Origin of the sequence: Neiella marina (genome assembly GCF_002165625.1) — a bacterium.
In the GTDB taxonomy this organism is placed as follows: domain Bacteria; phylum Pseudomonadota; class Gammaproteobacteria; order Enterobacterales; family Neiellaceae; genus Neiella; species Neiella marina.
In genome coordinates, this window is record NZ_NGNS01000016.1 from 81,702 (window position 1) to 100,410 (window position 18,709).

Genomic DNA, 18,709 nt, shown 5'->3' on the forward strand with positions numbered 1-18,709 from the left:
AAGTCAACCGACTAATGCACTGAGACAATCCCATTGTTCACTGTAGTTGCTGGCAGTCGTGTATACTATCGCCGCTCACTCATGGTGAGCCCGACAGTTCTATCCGATAAAACAATAAAACAGGTTCTCGGCATGATCCGATACTCCATTGTTGCATCCATTGTGATGCTCACTGCATGTGCGCAAACGTCGCCCGACGTTGCTTCAACTGCTCCGACGACAACTCCCGTTATTTCAGCAAGTGTTCCCAGCCAACCTCAAGGTTTAACGCTGCAACAAATCATGGCTGATCCCGAGTGGATTGGCTATCAGCCTTACGCCAGTCATTGGCATTGGGATGGCAGCGCTGTTTACTACGACCAAAAAGTCAAAGACCAAGTTTATTACCAGCGGGTCAAACTAGATTTACAAGGTAATACTGAAGTTGTACCCATCGAGCAGCGCTACCTTACCGACATGGAAGATGGCGAGACTTCTGCCGATGGCAAATGGCGCGCGTACATATTCCGCGGCAACTTAATGCTGACCAACCTGAGTAGCGGCGATGTCAAGCAGCTCACCCGAAATAGCGATGAGGTCAGCCAACCGCACTTTATGACTGATGGTCGTATTAGTTATCGTCAAGACAATCAGTTTTTTGCGATTAATCCTCACTCTGGTGAGCGCACTCAATTGGCCGATGTACGATTGGAAAACAGCCCTAAGCCACCAGCTCAACCCGAGGGATTCGTCTCCCAAGAGCAACATGACTTGATTCAATGGGTTGCCGATAATCATAAACGTGCTGAGCAACGTTTCGACAATAAACAACAATGGCTACAGCAAGACCCTTCAGCTGCTCCTGAACCCATTTACTTGGGCGACGATCATGAGCTGTTAGCGGCTCATCTGTCGGCGTCCGGCCGTTACCTGCTATTGGCTTATGCTGAAGACCGCGTCAGTCGTGCTGATAGCGACATCATGCCAAATTACATCACCTTCGATGGCACCATTGAAACGCAATCAGTTCGTGCCCGCGTTGGCGATGATGATCCTGCGCCACTGCAACTGATGATGGTGGATACTCAAACCGGCGCCATGACCATTCTCGACATGTCGGTTTTGCCCGGTATGAAGGATGATGTATTCAAAGCAGTTCGTGCCGCCAACGAAAAGGCCTATGGCAGTGCGTATGAGGCCCCCGAACAGCAGCCCCGCAAACTGCAGTTAATGGAAGATTGGGGGCTTAGCCACCCATCGATTATTTGGCATCCAGAGCAAGATACGGCACTGTTGATGGTGGAAGCGGTGGACAACAAAGATCGCTGGATTGCCTCTGTTAACAGCTCAGGCATTGTCCAATCGCAGCATCGCTTGCATGACGATGCTTGGGTCAACTACGACTTCAATGAATTCGGCTGGCTTGGCGAGCAAATTTATTACTTGTCTGAGCAAATGGGCTACAGCAACTTGTATGTCAAATCACTGCAAGGCAAAACTCGCCGCTTAGTGGGCGGCACTCAAGAAGTTCAGTCACTGACTGTGAGTCCAGATGGCGCTTACATTTACTACGTATCGAATCCTACTCACCCGGGCGTCTATGACATCTACCGAGTTGCAACGTCGAGCGGCGAAATCACCCAGCTCACCGACTTAAAAGGGATGACATCTTATCAGCTCAGCCCCAATGGCAAACAGCTGCTACTCACTCATTCAACCATGACCAAGCCGCCGGAACTGTTTGTCGCACCAGCTGACGGCAGTGATCAAGCCAAGCAACTGAGCAACACCGTCAAGACCGAATTCCAAGCAATTGATTGGCAACAGGCAGAAATTGTTGCCATGCCATCGGCTCACGATGATCAACCTGTCTACGCCAAAATCTTTTACCCACAAGGTTATGACGCCGACCAAGCGACAAAGTATCCAGCAGTGATGTTCGTTCACGGAGCCGGTTACCTGCAGAATGTCCACGCGGGTTGGTCCGGTTATTTCCGCGAGTATATGTTCCATAATTTGTTGGCCGAACAAGGCTATGTGGTGATGGATATCGACTATCGCGGCTCGCAAGGCTATGGTCGCGATGTCCGCACAGCTATCTATCGCAACATGGGGCACCCGGAAGTTGAAGACATGGCCACAGGGGTTGAGTGGCTCGCGCAAAATGCCAATGTCGACGCTCAGCGAGTTGGTGTTTATGGCGGCTCATACGGTGGTTTTCTAACCTTTATGGCCTTATTTAGAGAGCCAGACTTGTATGCTGCCGGTGCAGCATTGCGGCCGGTGACAGACTGGGCTCACTACAATGCGCCTTACACCAGCAACATCCTCAATACTCCGCAAATGGACCCCCAAGCATATCGGGTTAGTTCACCGATTTATCACGCTGAGGGGTTGAACAAACCATTGCTAATCAATGCGCCGATGCTTGATAACAATGTGTTCTTCCAAGATGTAGTGCGGTTAGTGCAGCGCTTGATCGAACTGGAGAAAGACGACTTCGAAACGGCTATTTTCCCAGTCGAACCTCATAGTTTCAAAGAGCCCTCTAGCTGGCTCGATGAATACAAGCGAATTCACAAGCTTTTTGAGACACACCTCAAACCTGCAAAATAAGCTGGTTCAAACGGCAAGCTAGGGCCTCCTAGCTTGCCTTTTTGTGACTCCAACGCTTGCTTCAATTAAACGCAACATCAATACTCAGATTAGAGCGAACACTTCAAGATTCGCATGACAGACAGTCAGTTAACGCATCGTTGTAGTCACCATGAAAATCCTGATAAAAACCGAATTTGCCTATCTTATTTTGCTGATGCTGACCATCGGTTTGGTCGCCTGGCAACACTTCGGCATGAATATCAGTTACAGCTATCAATTATCCAGGGAAGTGCCAGTTACCCTGAGTAATGATGACATCAACGGCGGCCGCTCTCGCGGCATCTTGTCATACACCAACGGTAAACCGACGCTGAACTGCGATATTGTGCTGTCACAAAGCTTTCCGTTTTGCAGCATTCTATTACCGCTCAGCAATAACAACGGCAGTGGTATTGATCTACAACGATATGATTCACTGACCTTAACGCTTGGCTTTCAGGCGAGCGAACGCGACACCTTGTTGGTTTATCTAAACAACGGTGAGATTATCGGCAACGACCAAGTGATTCGGGCCAACATGCAAGTGCTGGTGCCAGCGACAGGTACGCAAGACTACACCCTGCCGCTATCTCAGTTTCATGTCCCGTCATGGTGGATCTTTTCCCGAACAGAACAAAACATTACCACCGCATCACGTCTCGACAATGTTCAGAACATTCAGCTTTCAACCGGCGATCACCGCAGTGCTCGACATGTGCAAATTCAGGTGTTGGACTTTCACTTTGATGGCAAATGGATGAGAGCAGCGGACCTTTATTTCTATCTATTGGTGGTTTGGGCCTTTGCCGCAGTTGCCCAAATCCTAGTAATTGCCAGGCGTTTTCGCTTTAAGTACCTGTACACCCAGCGTGAAGCAAAACGCCTTAACGAAATTAATAACTTCCTCCAGGTTGAGCGCGATAAATTCGAAACTCTGGCCAAACATGACGCTCTCACAGGATGTCTTAACCGAAATGGCATGATCGATATCCTCGGTCGCGCCATCGGTCAGTTTGAACATGGCAATAGCTCCACCGCATTGATTTTGCTGGATATCGACAACTTCAAACAACTCAATGACAATTATGGTCACGATGAAGGTGATCGGGTACTGGTGCAGCTCGCCAAACTACTGCGTAAACACATTCGAGACAATGACCACCTTGTCCGTTGGGGGGGAGAAGAATTTGCTATCGTCTGTGAGCAAACATCCACCGCTGGCGCCTTAACGTTGGCGGAGAACTTACGAGCAGTGATTGAGTCGAGTCATATCTGTGAACACAGTCAAGTGACAGCTTCTTTTGGCGTCGCTAAGCTCAATTCAAAACACATTGAAAACTGGTTCAAGCGCGCAGATGAATCGCTTTACTTAGCCAAAAAACAAGGTCGAAACAGAGTAACGCTGGCGCCCTAACCTCAGGTAATATAACTACCAAATGTCAGTTGCGGGCTTACTTTAAATCGCTCAGACTGTCCGAGTACTTATCTGCTACCTTGCATTGAGGTTCAGCACAACTATAGGTTTCTCCGGTCGATGCTCCAGTTTACCTTGCTATTGCTCATTACCAGCCTAAGCCTGATGCCAGCTTGGCTGGCCCAAGCTCAGCCAGAGCAAGAGCTAACCGAAGAACAATTCCTCTCCGCAGTCCAAATCCTCACAGATGGTTCAGACACAACAATTGAAGCTGATTTAGAAACGCTGGAATACCTTGAGCAACAAGCGCTTTACTTTGATGATGCGGCACGCCGTAAGCTCAATCGAATCAAATGTTGGTACCTGCATCACCTCGAACCAGCGCAAGTAAACGTCTTTACCGAAACGCAAATCGCAGAGGCACAACAAGCTCAAGATCGAGTGGCAGAAGCCGACTTTATTAATTGCCAAGCTGCTTATGATTTTTACTTTGGCGATCCCGATAAAGCCTTGGGCAAGATCGAGCAGGCGTATGCAATCGCTCAGCAAATCAATGATCGACGACTCATCGCCGACATGATGGCAGCCAGAGGCGAAATCAATTCATATCGTGGTGATCTCGCCATTGCGCTGCGTGACCTACTCAGAGCACAAAGCATTTATGACGCACTCGACTTGCCCTATTACAGCGCATATAACCTATCCATCATTGCCAATACCTATCGTCGAATGAAGGCCTATGGCGATGCTTTAGAACACTATGCTCGGCTACATGAACTCTATTCTGATGCGCTGAATCGCGCGAGCCTCATGGAGATTAAGCTTTACCAATCGATCATTTATCAGGATATGGGGCAATTGGATACAGCCCAACAACTGGCCAAGTCGGTGTATGATTTTTATCAACAACAAGAGGATCCTGACGGCATATCCTTTGCCTCAACGTACTTGGGTAGCATCCATAACGACATGGGAGATTATCAGACCGGCTTGGTGTATATTCGCCAGTCCATTGCGCTGAGCGACAATCCCGACCTCGATCCACAACTCAATCAGTTCTACCTCGGTCAAGCCCTTAATGGCCTCAATGAACTAGACCAAGCAAGTGTCGCACTGGCCAATGCCGAAGCGTCTTTCAAGCGAGAAAACAACCTTCGTTTTTTGTCCTTGCTCCATCAAGAAAAAGCCTTGTTGTACGCCAAACAAAAACTGTGGCAGCAAGCATTTGACGAGCAAAAACGTTATACCGATAGCCTCGTTGAACTCACTGAAAAACAAGACGAGCAGCACTCGGCACGACTGAGAATCGAATTTAACCTACAACGCACTCAAGACGAAAACGATCATCTTAAGCAACAACAAGCCCTCAAAAATGCCGAGTTACAGGCACTTGCCGAAGCGTCAAAGTGGCAATTCGTCACCGTGGCACTGGCGTCAGCATTACTGGTCGTCATTGCGATTGCTGGCGTCAGACTGTGGCTTCATGCGCGTCGAATGCAACGCCTAGCACTAACCGACCCGTTAACGATGTTACCTAATAGGCGCCACATTGAAGAAGTTGGTTTGCAGATGCTCGATAAATGTGTTCAAAACAAACACGATTGCTCTCTGCTGGTGATGGATATCGATCATTTCAAAACCATCAATGATTCATACGGCCATGAAGTAGGCGATCAAGTTCTTAAGATCTTGGCGCAAACAGCCAAAGCGGCAATTCGCCACCAAGATGTCATCGGTCGCACCGGTGGTGAGGAGTTTATCGCGCTGATGCCGCAAACCAGCAGCAAACAAGCAAGCTTAGTCGCCGAGCGCATTCGGCGAGATATTGATAATCTCGATCTCAGTTATCTGGCGACAACACTATCGGTCACCACAAGTATTGGCGTCGCCCAACACAATGCCAGTCATGAAAGCTTAAATGAGCTGACTTGCCGAGCAGACCAAGCGCTCTATCAAGCCAAGGAGCAAGGCCGCAATAGGGTAGTTGTCGCTGACCGATGAGAGCTCAGGTTATGCCATGGCGGACAGGACACCAAACACACAAAAGCCGGACACAAGAAACAGCACCGGTACTCTAAGCTGTCGCAACAAAACGTAGCCAACAACAACGGCAGCAAAATCACCGGCATCAAGCACCGAACTAACAAAAATGGGGCTATACCAAGCGCTCAATAGCAGGCCAACAACTGCGGCATTGACAGCACTAACTGCCGCGGCCAAACGAGGCTTCGCCATTAATCCATGCCAACTGGATAGAAATCCAACCATCAACAGTAAGCCGGGCGCAAAGATAGCCATAGTAGCTAACAGCGCGCCAATAAGAGGGGTTTCTGGCATCAAATCGGCGCCAAGAAATGTCGCCAATGTAAACATAGGACCCGGAATAGCTTGAGCAGAAGCGTAGCCAAGAAAAAAGCTATCACTACTGACCTGCCCAACCAATGCCTCCTGCAATAAAGGCAATACCACATGACCACCACCAAAAACTAAGGCGCCAGCTTGAAAGAAATCACTAAACAAGGACAGTAGCGGGTTACTCGACGCCAACAATGGCAAGCCAACAAACAACAAGCCAAAGACGACCAGCGCCCACCACTTTGGTTTCAGCTCCGAGCCTGTAGCATTGTCGGCATCAATGGGCGCTGATGGTTGGACGCAACCAATAATTGCGGCAGCAATAAGCACCAGTAATTGAGTGCTAATCCCTGGCCAAATAAGCATCACAACGGTGCTAGCAAGGCCTATGACAACACCGAGTTGTCGTTGCCAAAATTGCTTCGACATGGTGAGCACCGCATCAGCAACGATGACCACAGCGAACAACTTCAACGCATGAATGACACTCTGATAGAACAGATTTTCTGTCAAGCTGGTGTTGACGATGGCAATGCCAAACATGATGCAAAAAGATGGCGCAGTAAAAGCAAAAAACGCAGTCAGGCCACCGAGCAATCCCGCTCGCTGATAACCAATAGCGAAGCCCACTTGGGAAGACCCAGGGCCGGGTAAAAATTGCGATAGCGCAATCAGTTGGGCGTAACGCTCTTGTTTAAGCCAGCCCAATTTCTGCACGAAATGTCGTTGGAAATAACCCAAGTGCGCAGCTGGGCCACCAAAGCTGACCCAACCGAGAGAAAAGAAGTGTTTGAAAATCTGCCACATGGTGCTGACCTTATTAAACAAAGGTGACACTAATATGACAGATAACCGCGATTTAGCTTGGTGTATTTACCACACTTTGCGACTCGCGAGCCTCTTGCGCCGGTGGCTGAAGATGAATATCCGATTGTTGCTGAATCGGAGCCTTCTTGTGGTAGCGGCCAAGCACAGAGCTTAGCACCACAAATCCAAGTAGCGAATAAGCCACTTTATCCCAGTCATATAAGGCCAAGGCAAAAGCAGCAACAATCAAATCTGAGCCGAGAAGTACTTTACCGGAGTGAATACCAAAGCGCTCCTCAAGGTACAAACCTAAAATGTTCACACCACCTAATGAAGAACGATAGCGGAACAACAGAATCAAGCCGATGCCAATCAATCCGCCAGCAATGACAGCACCAAGCAGAGGAGGCAGGTTATCAAAATGGACGTAGTAGTTGAGCACATCGGACATCAGTGATACCGCGACAATGCACAGCAAACTGCGAAGAGCAAAAGCTTTCCCCATTTGCCGAATGGCCAGATAGAAAAACGGCAGATTTATAGTAAAAAACCAAAACCCGAAGGTAATCGGCAAAGCCTTGTTGGCAATAAAGGCAAGGCCGGCTGTACCGCCAACCAACAAGCCACTAGCGGCAAGAAAGCACACACCTAGAGATACCAAAAAACAGCCTTCAACCTGGGCATACCAACTCAGGGCCATCTGCTTCATAACAATGCATCGCTTACATGACTAAACACGGACGGCATTGTAGAGGCAGGCAACGAAAACACCTAAGAAATGGCGGCCCAAGTCACATAATTGCTGGGGTTGGCCTGTACAGAAATCTGTTATGAATTGTTTACACTTGATTCGTTAGTTGCCACAGCTGAATGCTTAATCGGCCAATAACTTGTATGAACACTCCCAAGTTAGCCACCGACTGAGACTCGAGCCTTTGCTTCGGTAGCCGTCCATGTTAGCTTTCCCATCACACTTAATAGAAACCCAACAATATGAAAAACAAAATACTTGCAGCTGCATTAATAGCAGCGTTTCCATCGCTCGCACAGGCAGATACCTTTGCTGGCATCTACGCCGGCGTTCAATACTGGGATATGGACGCTCAAGGAGAGTTTGGTACCAGCAGCAGCACCCAAGAGTATGATTTGTCCGACGAAGGTAAAGCTTCTATTTGGTTAGCTGTTGAGCATCCCGTGCCATTGCTACCTAACTTGAAGCTTCGATACAACCAAATGGACACTGATGGCTTTGCCGACGTTGAGGACTTTGAATTCGGTGGCATTACCTACAATGGTGAATCAACACTCGATGCCGAGCTCGACCACGCTGACATCATCATGTATTACGAATTATTCGATAATCCGCTCACCAGCTTAGATGTAGGCTTGAACCTGAAATACGGCGACTACAAAGTAACAGTAGTTGGCGAAGTCGAAGTTGACGACACCACGGTGACAGCGACATCGAAAGAGAGTTACAAAGGCGTTATTCCAATGCTATACGGCGCCACCGAGCTTGGTATCCCAGGCACCGGCTTTTCAATCTATGGTGAAGCCAATTGGATCGGTGTCGGCGACTACAGCGCTTATGACGTGCAAGTAGGTACTCAATACCTGTTGATCGATAACCTAGCCGTTGAAGCAGCGATTCAACTGGGCTATCGCAAAGTGAAGTTTGATTTGGATGATGTTGATGACCTGACCATCGACGCCGAATTCGACGGTATTTACGGCGGTGTGCAAGTCCACTTCTAAGTCACCGACGGACATAGCTAAAGCTCGTTGGTTAAATGCGACTGGGGCGCATGACAACCAGCAAACAAAAAAGGCTCCCGAGGGAGCCTTTTTTCATTAAAGCATTAAGTCAAACTTAAGCTTTAGTAACCACTTCAACTAGGGTCCAATTTTTAGTCTTAGACAGTGGGCGGCATTCTTTAATGCTAACCACATCACCAGTTTGACATTGGTTTTCTTCATCATGTACGTGAAGCTTGGTAGTGCGTTTGATGTACTTACCGTAGATTGGGTGTTTCACCTTACGCTCGATAGCTACAGTGATGGACTTGTCCATCTTGTCGCTGATCACTTTACCTTGCAACGTACGAATCTTAGCTTCGCTCATTACGCACCTGCCTTCTCGTTCAGGAGGGTTTTAACGCGCGCAATGTTGCGGCGTACCTGTTTCAGCGTGTGAGTCTGGCTCAACTGACCAGTGCTTGCTTGCATGCGCAGGTTAAATTGCTCACGCAACAGCTCTAGCAATTCAGCGTTCAGCTCTTCCACGCTTTTTTCACGCAGTTCACTCGCTTTCATTACATCACCGTCCGAATTACAAAGGTTGTCTTAATTGGAAGCTTACGAGCGGCCAGATCAAAGGCTTCACGAGCCAATGCTTCTGGAACACCGTCCATCTCGTAAAGAACACGGCCTGGCTGAATCTGGGCAACCCAGTACTCAACGTTACCTTTACCTTTACCTTGACGAACTTCCAATGGTTTTTCAGTAATTGGCTTGTCTGGGAAGACGCGAATCCAGATTTTACCCTGACGCTTCACATGACGAGTCATGGCACGACGCGCAGCTTCAATCTGACGCGCAGTGATACGACCACGGCCAACTGCTTTTAGACCGTAAGAACCAAAGCTGACTTTGCTACCAGCAACCGCGACACCGCGGTTACGGCCTTTTTGCATCTTACGGAACTTAGTACGTTTCGGTTGTAGCATTGCTTACTCCTTACTTAGTACCTTTACGGCCGCGCTTGTTAGCTGGACGCGGTTGTTGCGCCTGCTGCTTCTCGACCTGTTCCATACCACCGAGGATCTCACCTTTGAAGATCCACACCTTGATGCCGATGATGCCGTAAGTAGTCAAAGCTTCTGAAGTTGCATAATCGATGTCTGCACGCAGTGTGTGCAGCGGTACACGACCTTCGCGGTACCATTCTGTACGAGCAATTTCTGCACCGCCCAGACGACCACTAACTTCTACCTTGATACCTTTGGCACCGAGGCGCATAGCGTTTTGTACCGCGCGCTTCATGGCACGACGGAACATAACACGGCGCTCAAGCTGGCTAGCGATGCTATCGCCGACCAGTTTCGCGTCGAGTTCTGGCTTACGCACTTCGGAGATGTTGATTTGCGCAGGAGCACCAGCCAATTTGGCTACTTGCAGGCGCAATTTTTCAACGTCTTCACCTTTTTTACCAATCACAACACCTGGACGGGCAGTGTGAATGGTCACGCGAATGCTTTTCGCTGGACGTTCAATTTCAATGCGAGAAACTGAAGCGTTTTTCAGTTCTTTGTTCAAGAACTGACGAACCAAATGGTCGCTGTGCAGGTTGGCCGAGTACTCTTTCTTACCTGCGTACCAGGTTGAGTTCCACGGCTTAACGATGCCTAGGCGAATTCCATTAGGATGTACTTTCTGACCCATTTACCTGTCTCCGTTAGCTATCGGACACAACCACAGTAATGTGGCTGGTACGCTTCAGGATGCGGTCGGCACGACCCTTTGCACGCGGCTTGATGCGTTTCATAGTTGGACCTTCGTCAACGAAGACTTTGGCAACTTTCAACTCATCAATGTCGGCGCCCTGGTTGTGCTCGGCGTTTGCAATTGCAGACTCCAGCACTTTTTTAACCAATACAGCAGACTTCTTAGGGCTGTAGTTCAGGATGTCCAGAGCTTTTGCTACTGGTACACCTCGGATTTGATCCGCGACCAAGCGAGCCTTTTGTGCTGCGGTGCGGGCAAACCGATGTTTAGCTAATGCTTCCATCATTTACTCCTTAACGCTTCTTGGCTTTCTTGTCCGCGATGTGACCGCGGTATGTACGAGTAGGTGCAAATTCACCCAGCTTATGGCCAACCATTTCGTCAGTCACGTAGACAGGAACATGTTGGCGACCATTATGGACAGCGATGGTCAATCCGATCATATCAGGAATGATGATTGAGCGACGGGACCAGGTTTTAACTGGCTTTTTATCCCCGCTTTCCACCGCTTTCTCTACCTTCTTCAGCAAGTGCAGGTCAATAAAAGGACCTTTCTTGAGAGAACGTGGCATGGCTTCTACCTCTATTACTTAGAACGACGGCGAACAATGTACTTATCAGTACTCTTGTTCTTACGCGTCTTGTAGCCCTTAGTCGGCACACCCCAAGGTGTAACTGGGTGACGACCACCAGACGTACGACCTTCACCACCACCATGTGGGTGATCAACCGGGTTCATGGCAACACCACGAACGGTTGGGCGAACGCCACGCCAGCGCGATGCACCAGCTTTACCAAACTGCTGCAGCATGTGCTCGGCATTACCTACTTCACCCAAAGTCGCGCGACATTCAGCGAATACTTTACGCATTTCACCAGAACGCAGACGCAGAGTGACGTATGAGCCTTCACGGGCAACGATTTGTGCATAAGCACCGGCAGAACGAGCCAACTGAGCACCTTTACCAGGCTTCAGTTCAACACAGTGTACGGTTGAACCAACTGGCATGTTGCGCAGTGGCAGTGCGTTACCGGCTTTGATTGGCGCATCTTGTCCAGACTGAACTGCTGCACCAACTTCTAGGCCTTTAGGCGCGATGATGTAGCGACGCTCACCATCTGCATAAAGAACTAGAGCAATGTTTGCACTACGATTCGGATCGTATTCCAGACGCTCAACTTTTGCTGGGATACCGTCTTTGTTGCGTTTGAAGTCAACAATACGGTAATGCTGCTTGTGACCACCACCAATGTGACGCACGGTAATGCGACCATTGTTGTTGCGGCCACCAGACTTAGACTTTTTGTCCAGCAAAGGGGCGTATGGCTTGCCTTTGTACAGGTCGCTGTTAACAACCTTAACTACGTGGCGACGACCCGGAGATGTTGGCTTACATTTAACAATTGCCATGTTTCCTACTCCTCCAATTACTCACCGCCGCCAACGAAATCAATTTCGCTGCCGTCTTTAAGCGTTACATAGGCTTTTTTCCAGTCGCTGCGGCGGCCGAAACGGGCACCGTGACGCTTGGTTTTGCCTTTTACACTGACGGTACGAACGCCAGTAACTTCAACTTCAAACAGCTTCTCTACCGCCGCTTTGATCTCACGCTTATCAGCGTCAGTCACAACTTTGAAAACAACAGTGTTGTTGTTTTCAGCAGCCATGGTGCTCTTTTCAGAGACAACAGGGGCCAAGAGAACTTTCAGCAGACGCTCTTCAGTGATCATGCTAGGTTCTCCTCAAGTTGTTTCACTGCAGCAGCAGTGATCAAAACTTTATCAAAGGCGATCAAGCTAACTGGGTCGATGCCTGCTGCGTCGCGAACGTCAACTTTGTACAAGTTGCGTGCGGCCAGGAACAGGTTCTCATCAACTTCTTCAGTAACGATCAGAACATCGTTCGCATCGTACTGCTTCAGTTTGCTTGCAAGCTCTTTGGTTTTAGGTGCTTCAACACCAAATTTTTCAACAACGATCAGACGCTCTTGACGCACAAGCTCAGACAGAATGCTGCGCAGTGCACCGCGATACATCTTCTTGTTCACCTTTTGGCTGTGATCTTGTGGCTTAGCCGCAAAAGTCACGCCACCGCTGCGCCAGATTGGGCTGCGGATAGTACCAGCACGTGCGCGACCAGTACCTTTTTGTTTCCAAGGCTTCTTGCCGCCACCGCTCACTTCTGAGCGAGTTTTCTGGGCACGAGTACCTTGACGGGCACCTGCTGCATAAGCAACAACTACCTGGTGAACTAACGCTTCATTAAAGTCACGCCCGAAGATCGTTGGATTGACTTCAAGCGCGCTTTGCGCGTCTTTCAATACTAATTCCATCACCAATCTCCAAGTTACGCTTTAACGGCAGGTTTAACGATGACGTCGCCGCCAGTAGCGCCTGGGACCGCACCCTTAACAAGGATGAGGTTACGTTCAGCGTCAACACGTACAACGTCCAAAGATTGAACAGTTACACGCTCATTACCCATTTGACCGGCCATTTTCTTGCCTTTGAAGACTTTACCTGGTGATTGGTTTTGACCAATTGAACCAGGTGCACGGTGGCTCAAAGAGTTACCGTGAGTCATGTCCTGAGTACTGAAGTTCCAACGCTTAACAACGCCTGCGAAACCTTTACCTTTAGAGGTGCCGGTTACGTCAACTTTCTTTGCTTCAGCTAGCACATCAACAGTGATTTCTTTGCCAGCTTCCAACTCTTCGCCTTCACCGTCTGCCAGACGGAATTCCCATACACCGCGGCCAGCTTCAACGCCAGCTTTAGCAAAATGGCCCGCTTCCGGCTTGGTCACACGGTTGGCTTTTTTGCCGCCAGTGGTCACTTGAACCGCACGGTATCCGTCGGTTTCCAGAGTTTTAATCTGTGTGACACGGTTGGCTTCGACTTCAATTACGGTTACAGGTACAGAAGCACCATCTTCAGTGAAGATGCGAGTCATACCTACTTTACGACCGACTAATCCGATAGCCATGGTTTACAAACCTCTTCTAGTCTGCTTGGGATTAACCCAAGCTGATCTGAACATCAACGCCCGCAGCAAGATCCAAACGCATCAAAGCGTCGACAGTTTTGTCGGTAGGTTCGACGATGTCGACCAAACGCTTGTGAGTACGGATCTCATATTGATCACGCGCGTCTTTGTTGACGTGCGGTGAAATCAGAACGGTATAACGTTCTTTGCGGGTTGGCAGCGGAATCGGACCACGTACCTGAGCCCCGGTTCGCTTCGCCGTCTCAACGATCTCTGACGTAGACTGATCGATCAGACGATGGTCAAAAGCTTTTAGGCGGATACGGATTCTTTGGTTCTGCATCAGACCAACGCTCCAAAAATGTTTGACACAAAAACACACGCCCAATCCAATACCATTTTTGGTATGGTGGGTGTGCATCGATTCATTCAACCCCAAATCGGGGTTGCTGTATTTGACTCGACTTGCTGCGGCAAGCCGCTTTAAATCGAATCAATTAAACTCGTTCAATACCGAGTGGTCGCGTATTATACACAAGCGTATCGACAAAACAAGCCCGATGTAGGTTTGATTTTCAAAACGAACTCCATGACAGAATCCGCATGCTTGTGTTAACTGAAGTATTGAATTGAAAAGGGGATAAATGTCGTTGTTGCTGTCTGTCGTTCTTGCCGCCGCCCAAGTCCAAGCGCTCATACCAAGTAGCGAAGACGAAACTGAAATGTGGTCTTACGCCAAGGATCACATGCGTCCCTGCGAATCCATTGCACAAGAAAACTATCCTTGGTACGACAAAGCTCATCTACTGTTATCCGACACAGTGTGTGACCAGGCCCTGTGGCTTGATAGCTTTTTCGGCCCAGATGAAGTCACTTCATCAGATATTCAAAGTGCTAGCAGCCTGGTTCGTTTAAGTACCGACTACGTCATTCGGCAACGCGAATCTGACAAGATTAAACCACGAATCCAAGCGTCGATTCATTTGCCTCAGATCTCCAACAAACTGCAATTGTTGATTGATGGTAAAGATGATTCCGGTAATGGTGACAATCTTTTGAATCCAGCAGGCCGGCGGCAAGAAAAATCCTCCGCTGCGGTGCGCTATACCATGTTTGACCGAGATAGCTGGGATTTGAGCTTTGACGTAGGCGCACATTTTAGCGGCGGCCCCTTTACTCGTGTCCGAGCTCGGCATTACGACCCATGGAGTGACAACACGGTATTTAAGTTCACTCAAGATCTCACATTAGAGCTCGAAGATAGCTGGTACGAAACCTCGCGGGCGACAGTCGATCGTTATCTTGATGACGTCATCTATCGATATCAGCTGCAAGGGAAGTATGGTGAGAAGACAGATGGCTACGAGTGGCGTGCCACCATCGCCCGTATCAAGCAATTGTCTCAGCGCAGCGCGATTGTCTCTTTTCTGTCAGTGGAAGGTGCCACCGACGATCCAAAAGATGACGATGAGTCAGAGATCTATCGGCTTGGATTTAACTATCGTAAGAGTGTTTGGCGTCCTTGGTTTACCTTTCACTTGGAGCCGCAAATTACTCTACCGCGCAAATTTGATTACAAACCGACCTACTTATTCATTGCCGGCATAGAAATACAGTTCGGCAAAGGACGGCGGCCATCCCACGAAAAGATTAGTTACCAATCAACCTATGATGCCAAGCCCGACAGCAGCGGATAGTACTAATGTAAGCAACCATGGACCCTTTGGGCGTTATCAAAAAAGCCGGATTAACTCCGGCTTTTTAACGTTCAGCGATATCAGCAGTGTTGCTAGGCTGAAAGCGCCGCGAGTAACTCTTTAGTCTTGGCTTCCATCAGCGCTTTGTCGCCCTTGCTTTCAACATTTAGCCGGACAACAGGCTCAGTGTTTGACTTGCGCAAGTTAAAGCGCCACTCGGGAAACTCAACGCTAATACCATCAGTGCGATCGATGACGTCGGCCTCATCTTGGTATTGAGCCAGCACGGCAGCGATAGAAGCATCAGGGTCTGCTAACTTCTGATTGATTTCGCCAGAAGACGGGTATGCAGCAATCCGCTCTTTGACTAATTCAGACAGTGGCTGACCTGTGGTGCTGAGCAATTCGGCCACCAACAACCAAGGGATCATACCGCTATCACAGTAAGCAAAGTCACGGAAGTAATGGTGGGCGCTCATCTCGCCGCCATACACCGCATCTTCGGCACGCATAATATCTTTAATAAACGCATGGCCAGTTTTACTCATGATGGCATTACCGCCGGCTTGCTCGACCACGTCGATGGTGTTCCAAGTCAAACGTGGATCATGAATGATCTTGGCGCCAGGTTGCTGATCGAGGAATGCTTTAGCTAGCAGACCAACAATGTAATAGCCTTCGATGAATTCGCCGTTTTCATCAAACAAGAAACAGCGATCAAAATCGCCGTCCCAAGCAATCCCCATATCGGCATTATGTTCCTTGACGGCGTTTGCTGTAGCCGGGCGGTTTTCTGGCAATAGCGGATTAGGAATACCATTGGGGAATGTCGAATCAGGCTCATTGTGAATTTTAATCAATTCGATCGGAACGTCTGCCTGTTTGAACACTGACTCCAGCGCATCAACGACGTGTCCTGCTGCACCATTGCCAGCATTGACCACTAACTTTAATGGCTTGAGCTTAGTGATATTAATGTAGCCGAGTAAATGGGCTACATAATCCGCAAGTAAGTCGCGCTGTTCATAGCTGCCCTTAGTGCGCTCAGATTTAAACTCAGCGCTGCGCCAAGGAGCCTCGCCAGCGATGCGTTTAATATCAGCTAGGCCATTGGCATTACCGATCGGCCGGCTGCCTTCGCAAACCAACTTCATGCCATTGTAATCAATCGGGTTATGGGACGCGGTCACTTCTACACCACCACTCACACCAAGGTGAAAGGTGGCAAAGTAAATTTCTTCGGTGCCGGTCACCCCGAGATCAATAATATTTGTGCCAGCATCCATTAACCCTTCTGCCAAGGCTTTCTTCAACGCGTCACTGGTTGCGCGCGCATCGCCGCCAACAACAACCGTTTCTGGTTGCAAAAATTCGCCGTAGGCGCGACCAATGTCATAGGCAATTTGCTCGTTGAGTTCGGTACCGAGTTGGCCACGAATGTCATATGCTTTAAAACAAGTTAATTCAGCCATAGTTAACTCTCTACCCGCCCATAACGATCTTCAAATCGCACGATGTCATCTTCTCCGAGATAAGAACCAGATTGAACTTCGATCAACTCCAGTGGCACTTTGCCGGGGTTTTCCAGCGCGTGAACTACGCCTACTGGGATATAAGTCGACTCATTCTCGGTCACCAAAAATGTCTTGTCGCCGTTGGTTACCTTCGCGGTACCACTAACAACAATCCAATGTTCCGCCCGATGATGATGCATCTGGACCGAAAGCTTGGCACCAGGCTTCACCGTGATACGCTTCACTTGGTGACGGCTGCCATTGTCGATGGAATCGTACTTGCCCCAAGGACGGTAGACATAACGGTGATGTAAGTACTCGCTTCGACCCTGTGATTTCAGTTCATTGACAATGCTTTTTACATCTTGAACACGATTCTGGTCAGCAACCAATACAGCATCTTTGGTTTCAACAACGATGATGTTATCTAAACCAACCACAGCAACTAGTTTTTCTTCACTGTTGACGTAGGTATTGTTGCTCTCATGGACCATCACATCACCGCGAGTGACATTACCGTGTTGGTCTTTTTCGTTCACTTCCCACAAGGCCGACCATGAGCCAACATCGTTCCAACCGGCGTCAAGCGGAATCACAACAGCGCGCTCAGTCTTCTCCATCACCGCATAATCGATGGAATCATCAGGGCATTTCAAAAATTCGTCTTTATCCACTCGGACGAAATCAAGGTCATGGCTGACATCAGCCATTGATGCTTCACAAGCAGCGAGAATGTCGGGTTGATGTTTTTTTAATTCACTCAGATACTGGCCTGCAGTGAACATAAACATACCGGAGTTCCAATAATACTTACCACTATCAACATAAGATTGGGCAGTCTCCAGATCTGGCTTTTCAACGAATTCGCCAACCTTAAAGGCTTCTCCCATAGCGTCGCCAGAACGAATGTAGCCATAACCTGTCTCTGGGCCGGTAGGAACAATGCCAAATGTCACCAACTCACCAGCCTTCGCTAGCGGTACCGCCTGTTCAATTGCCCGATGAAATGCCGATTGATCTTGAATAACATGATCAGCTGCTAACACCAGCATGAGCGCATCGTCACCCTCAGTGTGCTTTAGGGTGAGCGCTGCTAGTGCCACCGCTGGCGCAGTATTCCTGCCATCGGGCTCTAGAATAATTGTCCCCAAGTCACCGAGCTGATGGAGTTGCTCTGCAACAATAAAACGATGCTCTTCATTTGAAATAACTACTGGTGATTTAGCCTGAACACCGTTAAGTCTTGTGATTGTCTCTTGCAACATGGTGCTATCACCATGCAACGGCAAAAACTGTTTTGGATAGAGTTTACGAGACAAAGGCCAAAGTCGGCTACCTGAGCCGCCAGCCATAATGACGGGGTATATCATTTAGTGTCCTTACCTTGGGGTAAATATAGGTTTAGGTGCAGCAAGAGTTAATTTTCGCCGCACAAGTAGGGCTTCAGTGTAACAAAGTTACATCGGAAGAGAATATCCCCTTTTAACGAAACACTGCTTGAATCAAGCAATATTTGGCCACAACTGGTGGCTAACCTTAGCCCAGCAGAAATGTGAGCACAAAAAAGGCCGCCCGAGGGCAGCCTTTTTAGATGGTTTTAATGCAGCAGCTTATTCGATGATAGAAGCTACAACACCCGCACCTACGGTACGGCCACCTTCACGGATTGCGAAACGCAGACCTTCGTCCATCGCGATTGGGTTGATCAGCTCAACAACCATCTTGATGTTATCGCCTGGCATTACCATCTCTACGCCTTCTGGCAGTTCGATAGTACCGGTGATGTCAGTTGTACGGAAGTAGAACTGTGGACGGT

21 protein-coding genes are annotated in these 18,709 nt (G+C 48.8%); 5 read left to right on the top strand and 16 right to left on the bottom strand.

Going from position 1 to position 18,709, the window contains the following annotated elements; translation table 11 throughout:
• The first annotated feature begins 132 nt into the window (after positions 1-132).
• The 3 genes from CBE68_RS12715 (at position 133) to CBE68_RS12725 (ending at position 6,031) form a co-directional block, all read left to right on the top strand.
• Positions 133-2,595: a S9 family peptidase gene (locus CBE68_RS12715; RefSeq protein WP_087506497.1), complete on the top strand. Its 2,463-nt coding sequence runs from the start codon at positions 133-135 to the stop codon at positions 2,593-2,595.
• A 151-nt stretch (positions 2,596-2,746) separates the two neighbouring features.
• Positions 2,747-4,030, top strand: a complete 1,284-nt coding sequence (locus CBE68_RS12720; RefSeq protein WP_087506471.1) for a GGDEF domain-containing protein — start codon at positions 2,747-2,749, stop codon at positions 4,028-4,030.
• 120 nt (positions 4,031-4,150) lie between these two features.
• Positions 4,151-6,031: a tetratricopeptide repeat-containing diguanylate cyclase gene (locus CBE68_RS12725; protein WP_087506472.1), complete on the top strand. Its 1,881-nt coding sequence runs from the start codon at positions 4,151-4,153 to the stop codon at positions 6,029-6,031.
• Between the two features lie 9 nt (positions 6,032-6,040).
• On the opposite strand, the gene chrA is transcribed toward CBE68_RS12725, so the two are convergent.
• The gene (gene chrA, locus CBE68_RS12730) at positions 6,041-7,192 is read right to left on the bottom strand and encodes a chromate efflux transporter (protein ID WP_087506473.1); all 1,152 of its coding nucleotides are present in this window, start codon (positions 7,190-7,192) and stop codon (positions 6,041-6,043) included.
• A gap of 52 nt (positions 7,193-7,244) precedes the next feature.
• Positions 7,245-7,901: a YitT family protein gene (locus CBE68_RS12735; protein WP_087506474.1), complete on the bottom strand. Its 657-nt coding sequence runs from the start codon at positions 7,899-7,901 to the stop codon at positions 7,245-7,247.
• 284 nt (positions 7,902-8,185) lie between these two features.
• On the opposite strand from CBE68_RS12735, the gene CBE68_RS12740 reads away from it, so the two are divergent.
• Positions 8,186-8,947 (top strand): TIGR04219 family outer membrane beta-barrel protein, encoded by a 762-nt coding sequence (locus CBE68_RS12740; RefSeq protein WP_087506475.1) that lies wholly within the window; start codon positions 8,186-8,188, stop codon positions 8,945-8,947.
• Between the two features lie 115 nt (positions 8,948-9,062).
• Here CBE68_RS12740 and rpsQ read toward each other — a convergent pair whose 3' ends face one another.
• From rpsQ to rpsJ, 11 genes are read right to left on the bottom strand one after another with little or no spacing between them, the layout of a single operon-like run.
• A complete protein-coding gene (gene rpsQ / locus CBE68_RS12745; protein WP_087506476.1) occupies positions 9,063-9,314 on the bottom strand; it encodes a 30S ribosomal protein S17 in 252 nt (83 codons plus the stop codon).
• A complete protein-coding gene (gene rpmC, locus CBE68_RS12750) occupies positions 9,314-9,505 on the bottom strand; it encodes a 50S ribosomal protein L29 (RefSeq protein ID WP_087506477.1) in 192 nt (63 codons plus the stop codon). Before rpmC ends, rpsQ begins: the two co-directional genes overlap by 1 nt.
• A complete protein-coding gene (gene rplP / locus CBE68_RS12755) occupies positions 9,505-9,918 on the bottom strand; it encodes a 50S ribosomal protein L16 (protein ID WP_087506478.1) in 414 nt (137 codons plus the stop codon). The genes rpmC and rplP overlap by 1 nt, the downstream gene beginning before the upstream one ends.
• Positions 9,919-9,928: 10 nt before the next feature.
• Positions 9,929-10,633, bottom strand: a complete 705-nt coding sequence (gene rpsC / locus CBE68_RS12760) for a 30S ribosomal protein S3 (protein WP_087506479.1) — start codon at positions 10,631-10,633, stop codon at positions 9,929-9,931.
• A 13-nt stretch (positions 10,634-10,646) separates the two neighbouring features.
• On the bottom strand, positions 10,647-10,979 hold the full coding sequence (rplV, locus tag CBE68_RS12765) for a 50S ribosomal protein L22 (protein ID WP_087506480.1): 333 nt from the start codon (positions 10,977-10,979) through the stop codon (positions 10,647-10,649).
• A gap of 10 nt (positions 10,980-10,989) precedes the next feature.
• On the bottom strand, positions 10,990-11,268 hold the full coding sequence (gene rpsS / locus CBE68_RS12770; RefSeq protein WP_087506481.1) for a 30S ribosomal protein S19: 279 nt from the start codon (positions 11,266-11,268) through the stop codon (positions 10,990-10,992).
• Between the two features lie 14 nt (positions 11,269-11,282).
• Complete coding sequence (gene rplB, locus CBE68_RS12775) at positions 11,283-12,107, bottom strand: 50S ribosomal protein L2 (protein ID WP_087506482.1); 825 nt, start codon at positions 12,105-12,107, stop codon at positions 11,283-11,285.
• 17 nt (positions 12,108-12,124) lie between these two features.
• A complete protein-coding gene (gene rplW / locus CBE68_RS12780) occupies positions 12,125-12,427 on the bottom strand; it encodes a 50S ribosomal protein L23 (RefSeq protein ID WP_087506483.1) in 303 nt (100 codons plus the stop codon).
• Positions 12,424-13,029: a 50S ribosomal protein L4 gene (rplD, locus tag CBE68_RS12785; RefSeq protein ID WP_087506484.1), complete on the bottom strand. Its 606-nt coding sequence runs from the start codon at positions 13,027-13,029 to the stop codon at positions 12,424-12,426. The genes rplW and rplD overlap by 4 nt, the downstream gene beginning before the upstream one ends.
• A 14-nt stretch (positions 13,030-13,043) precedes the next feature.
• Complete coding sequence (gene rplC, locus CBE68_RS12790; RefSeq protein ID WP_087506485.1) at positions 13,044-13,682, bottom strand: 50S ribosomal protein L3; 639 nt, start codon at positions 13,680-13,682, stop codon at positions 13,044-13,046.
• 31 nt (positions 13,683-13,713) lie between these two features.
• Positions 13,714-14,025 carry a 30S ribosomal protein S10 gene (gene rpsJ, locus CBE68_RS12795; RefSeq protein ID WP_087506498.1) on the bottom strand — a complete coding sequence of 104 codons (312 nt, stop codon included), beginning with the start codon at positions 14,023-14,025 and terminating at the stop codon, positions 13,714-13,716.
• A gap of 301 nt (positions 14,026-14,326) precedes the next feature.
• On the opposite strand from rpsJ, the gene CBE68_RS12800 reads away from it, so the two are divergent.
• Positions 14,327-15,379: a hypothetical protein gene (locus tag CBE68_RS12800; protein ID WP_087506486.1), complete on the top strand. Its 1,053-nt coding sequence runs from the start codon at positions 14,327-14,329 to the stop codon at positions 15,377-15,379.
• 92 nt (positions 15,380-15,471) lie between these two features.
• Here CBE68_RS12800 and CBE68_RS12805 read toward each other — a convergent pair whose 3' ends face one another.
• The 3 genes from CBE68_RS12805 to CBE68_RS12815 form a co-directional block, all read right to left on the bottom strand.
• Positions 15,472-16,851 carry a phosphohexomutase domain-containing protein gene (locus tag CBE68_RS12805; protein WP_087506487.1) on the bottom strand — a complete coding sequence of 460 codons (1,380 nt, stop codon included), beginning with the start codon at positions 16,849-16,851 and terminating at the stop codon, positions 15,472-15,474.
• A gap of 2 nt (positions 16,852-16,853) precedes the next feature.
• The gene (locus CBE68_RS12810; RefSeq protein ID WP_087506488.1) at positions 16,854-18,263 is read right to left on the bottom strand and encodes a mannose-1-phosphate guanylyltransferase/mannose-6-phosphate isomerase; all 1,410 of its coding nucleotides are present in this window, start codon (positions 18,261-18,263) and stop codon (positions 16,854-16,856) included.
• A gap of 240 nt (positions 18,264-18,503) precedes the next feature.
• Positions 18,504-18,709 (bottom strand): EF-Tu C-terminal domain-related protein (locus tag CBE68_RS12815; protein ID WP_456298995.1); only part of this gene is annotated, 206 nt, incomplete at its 5' end.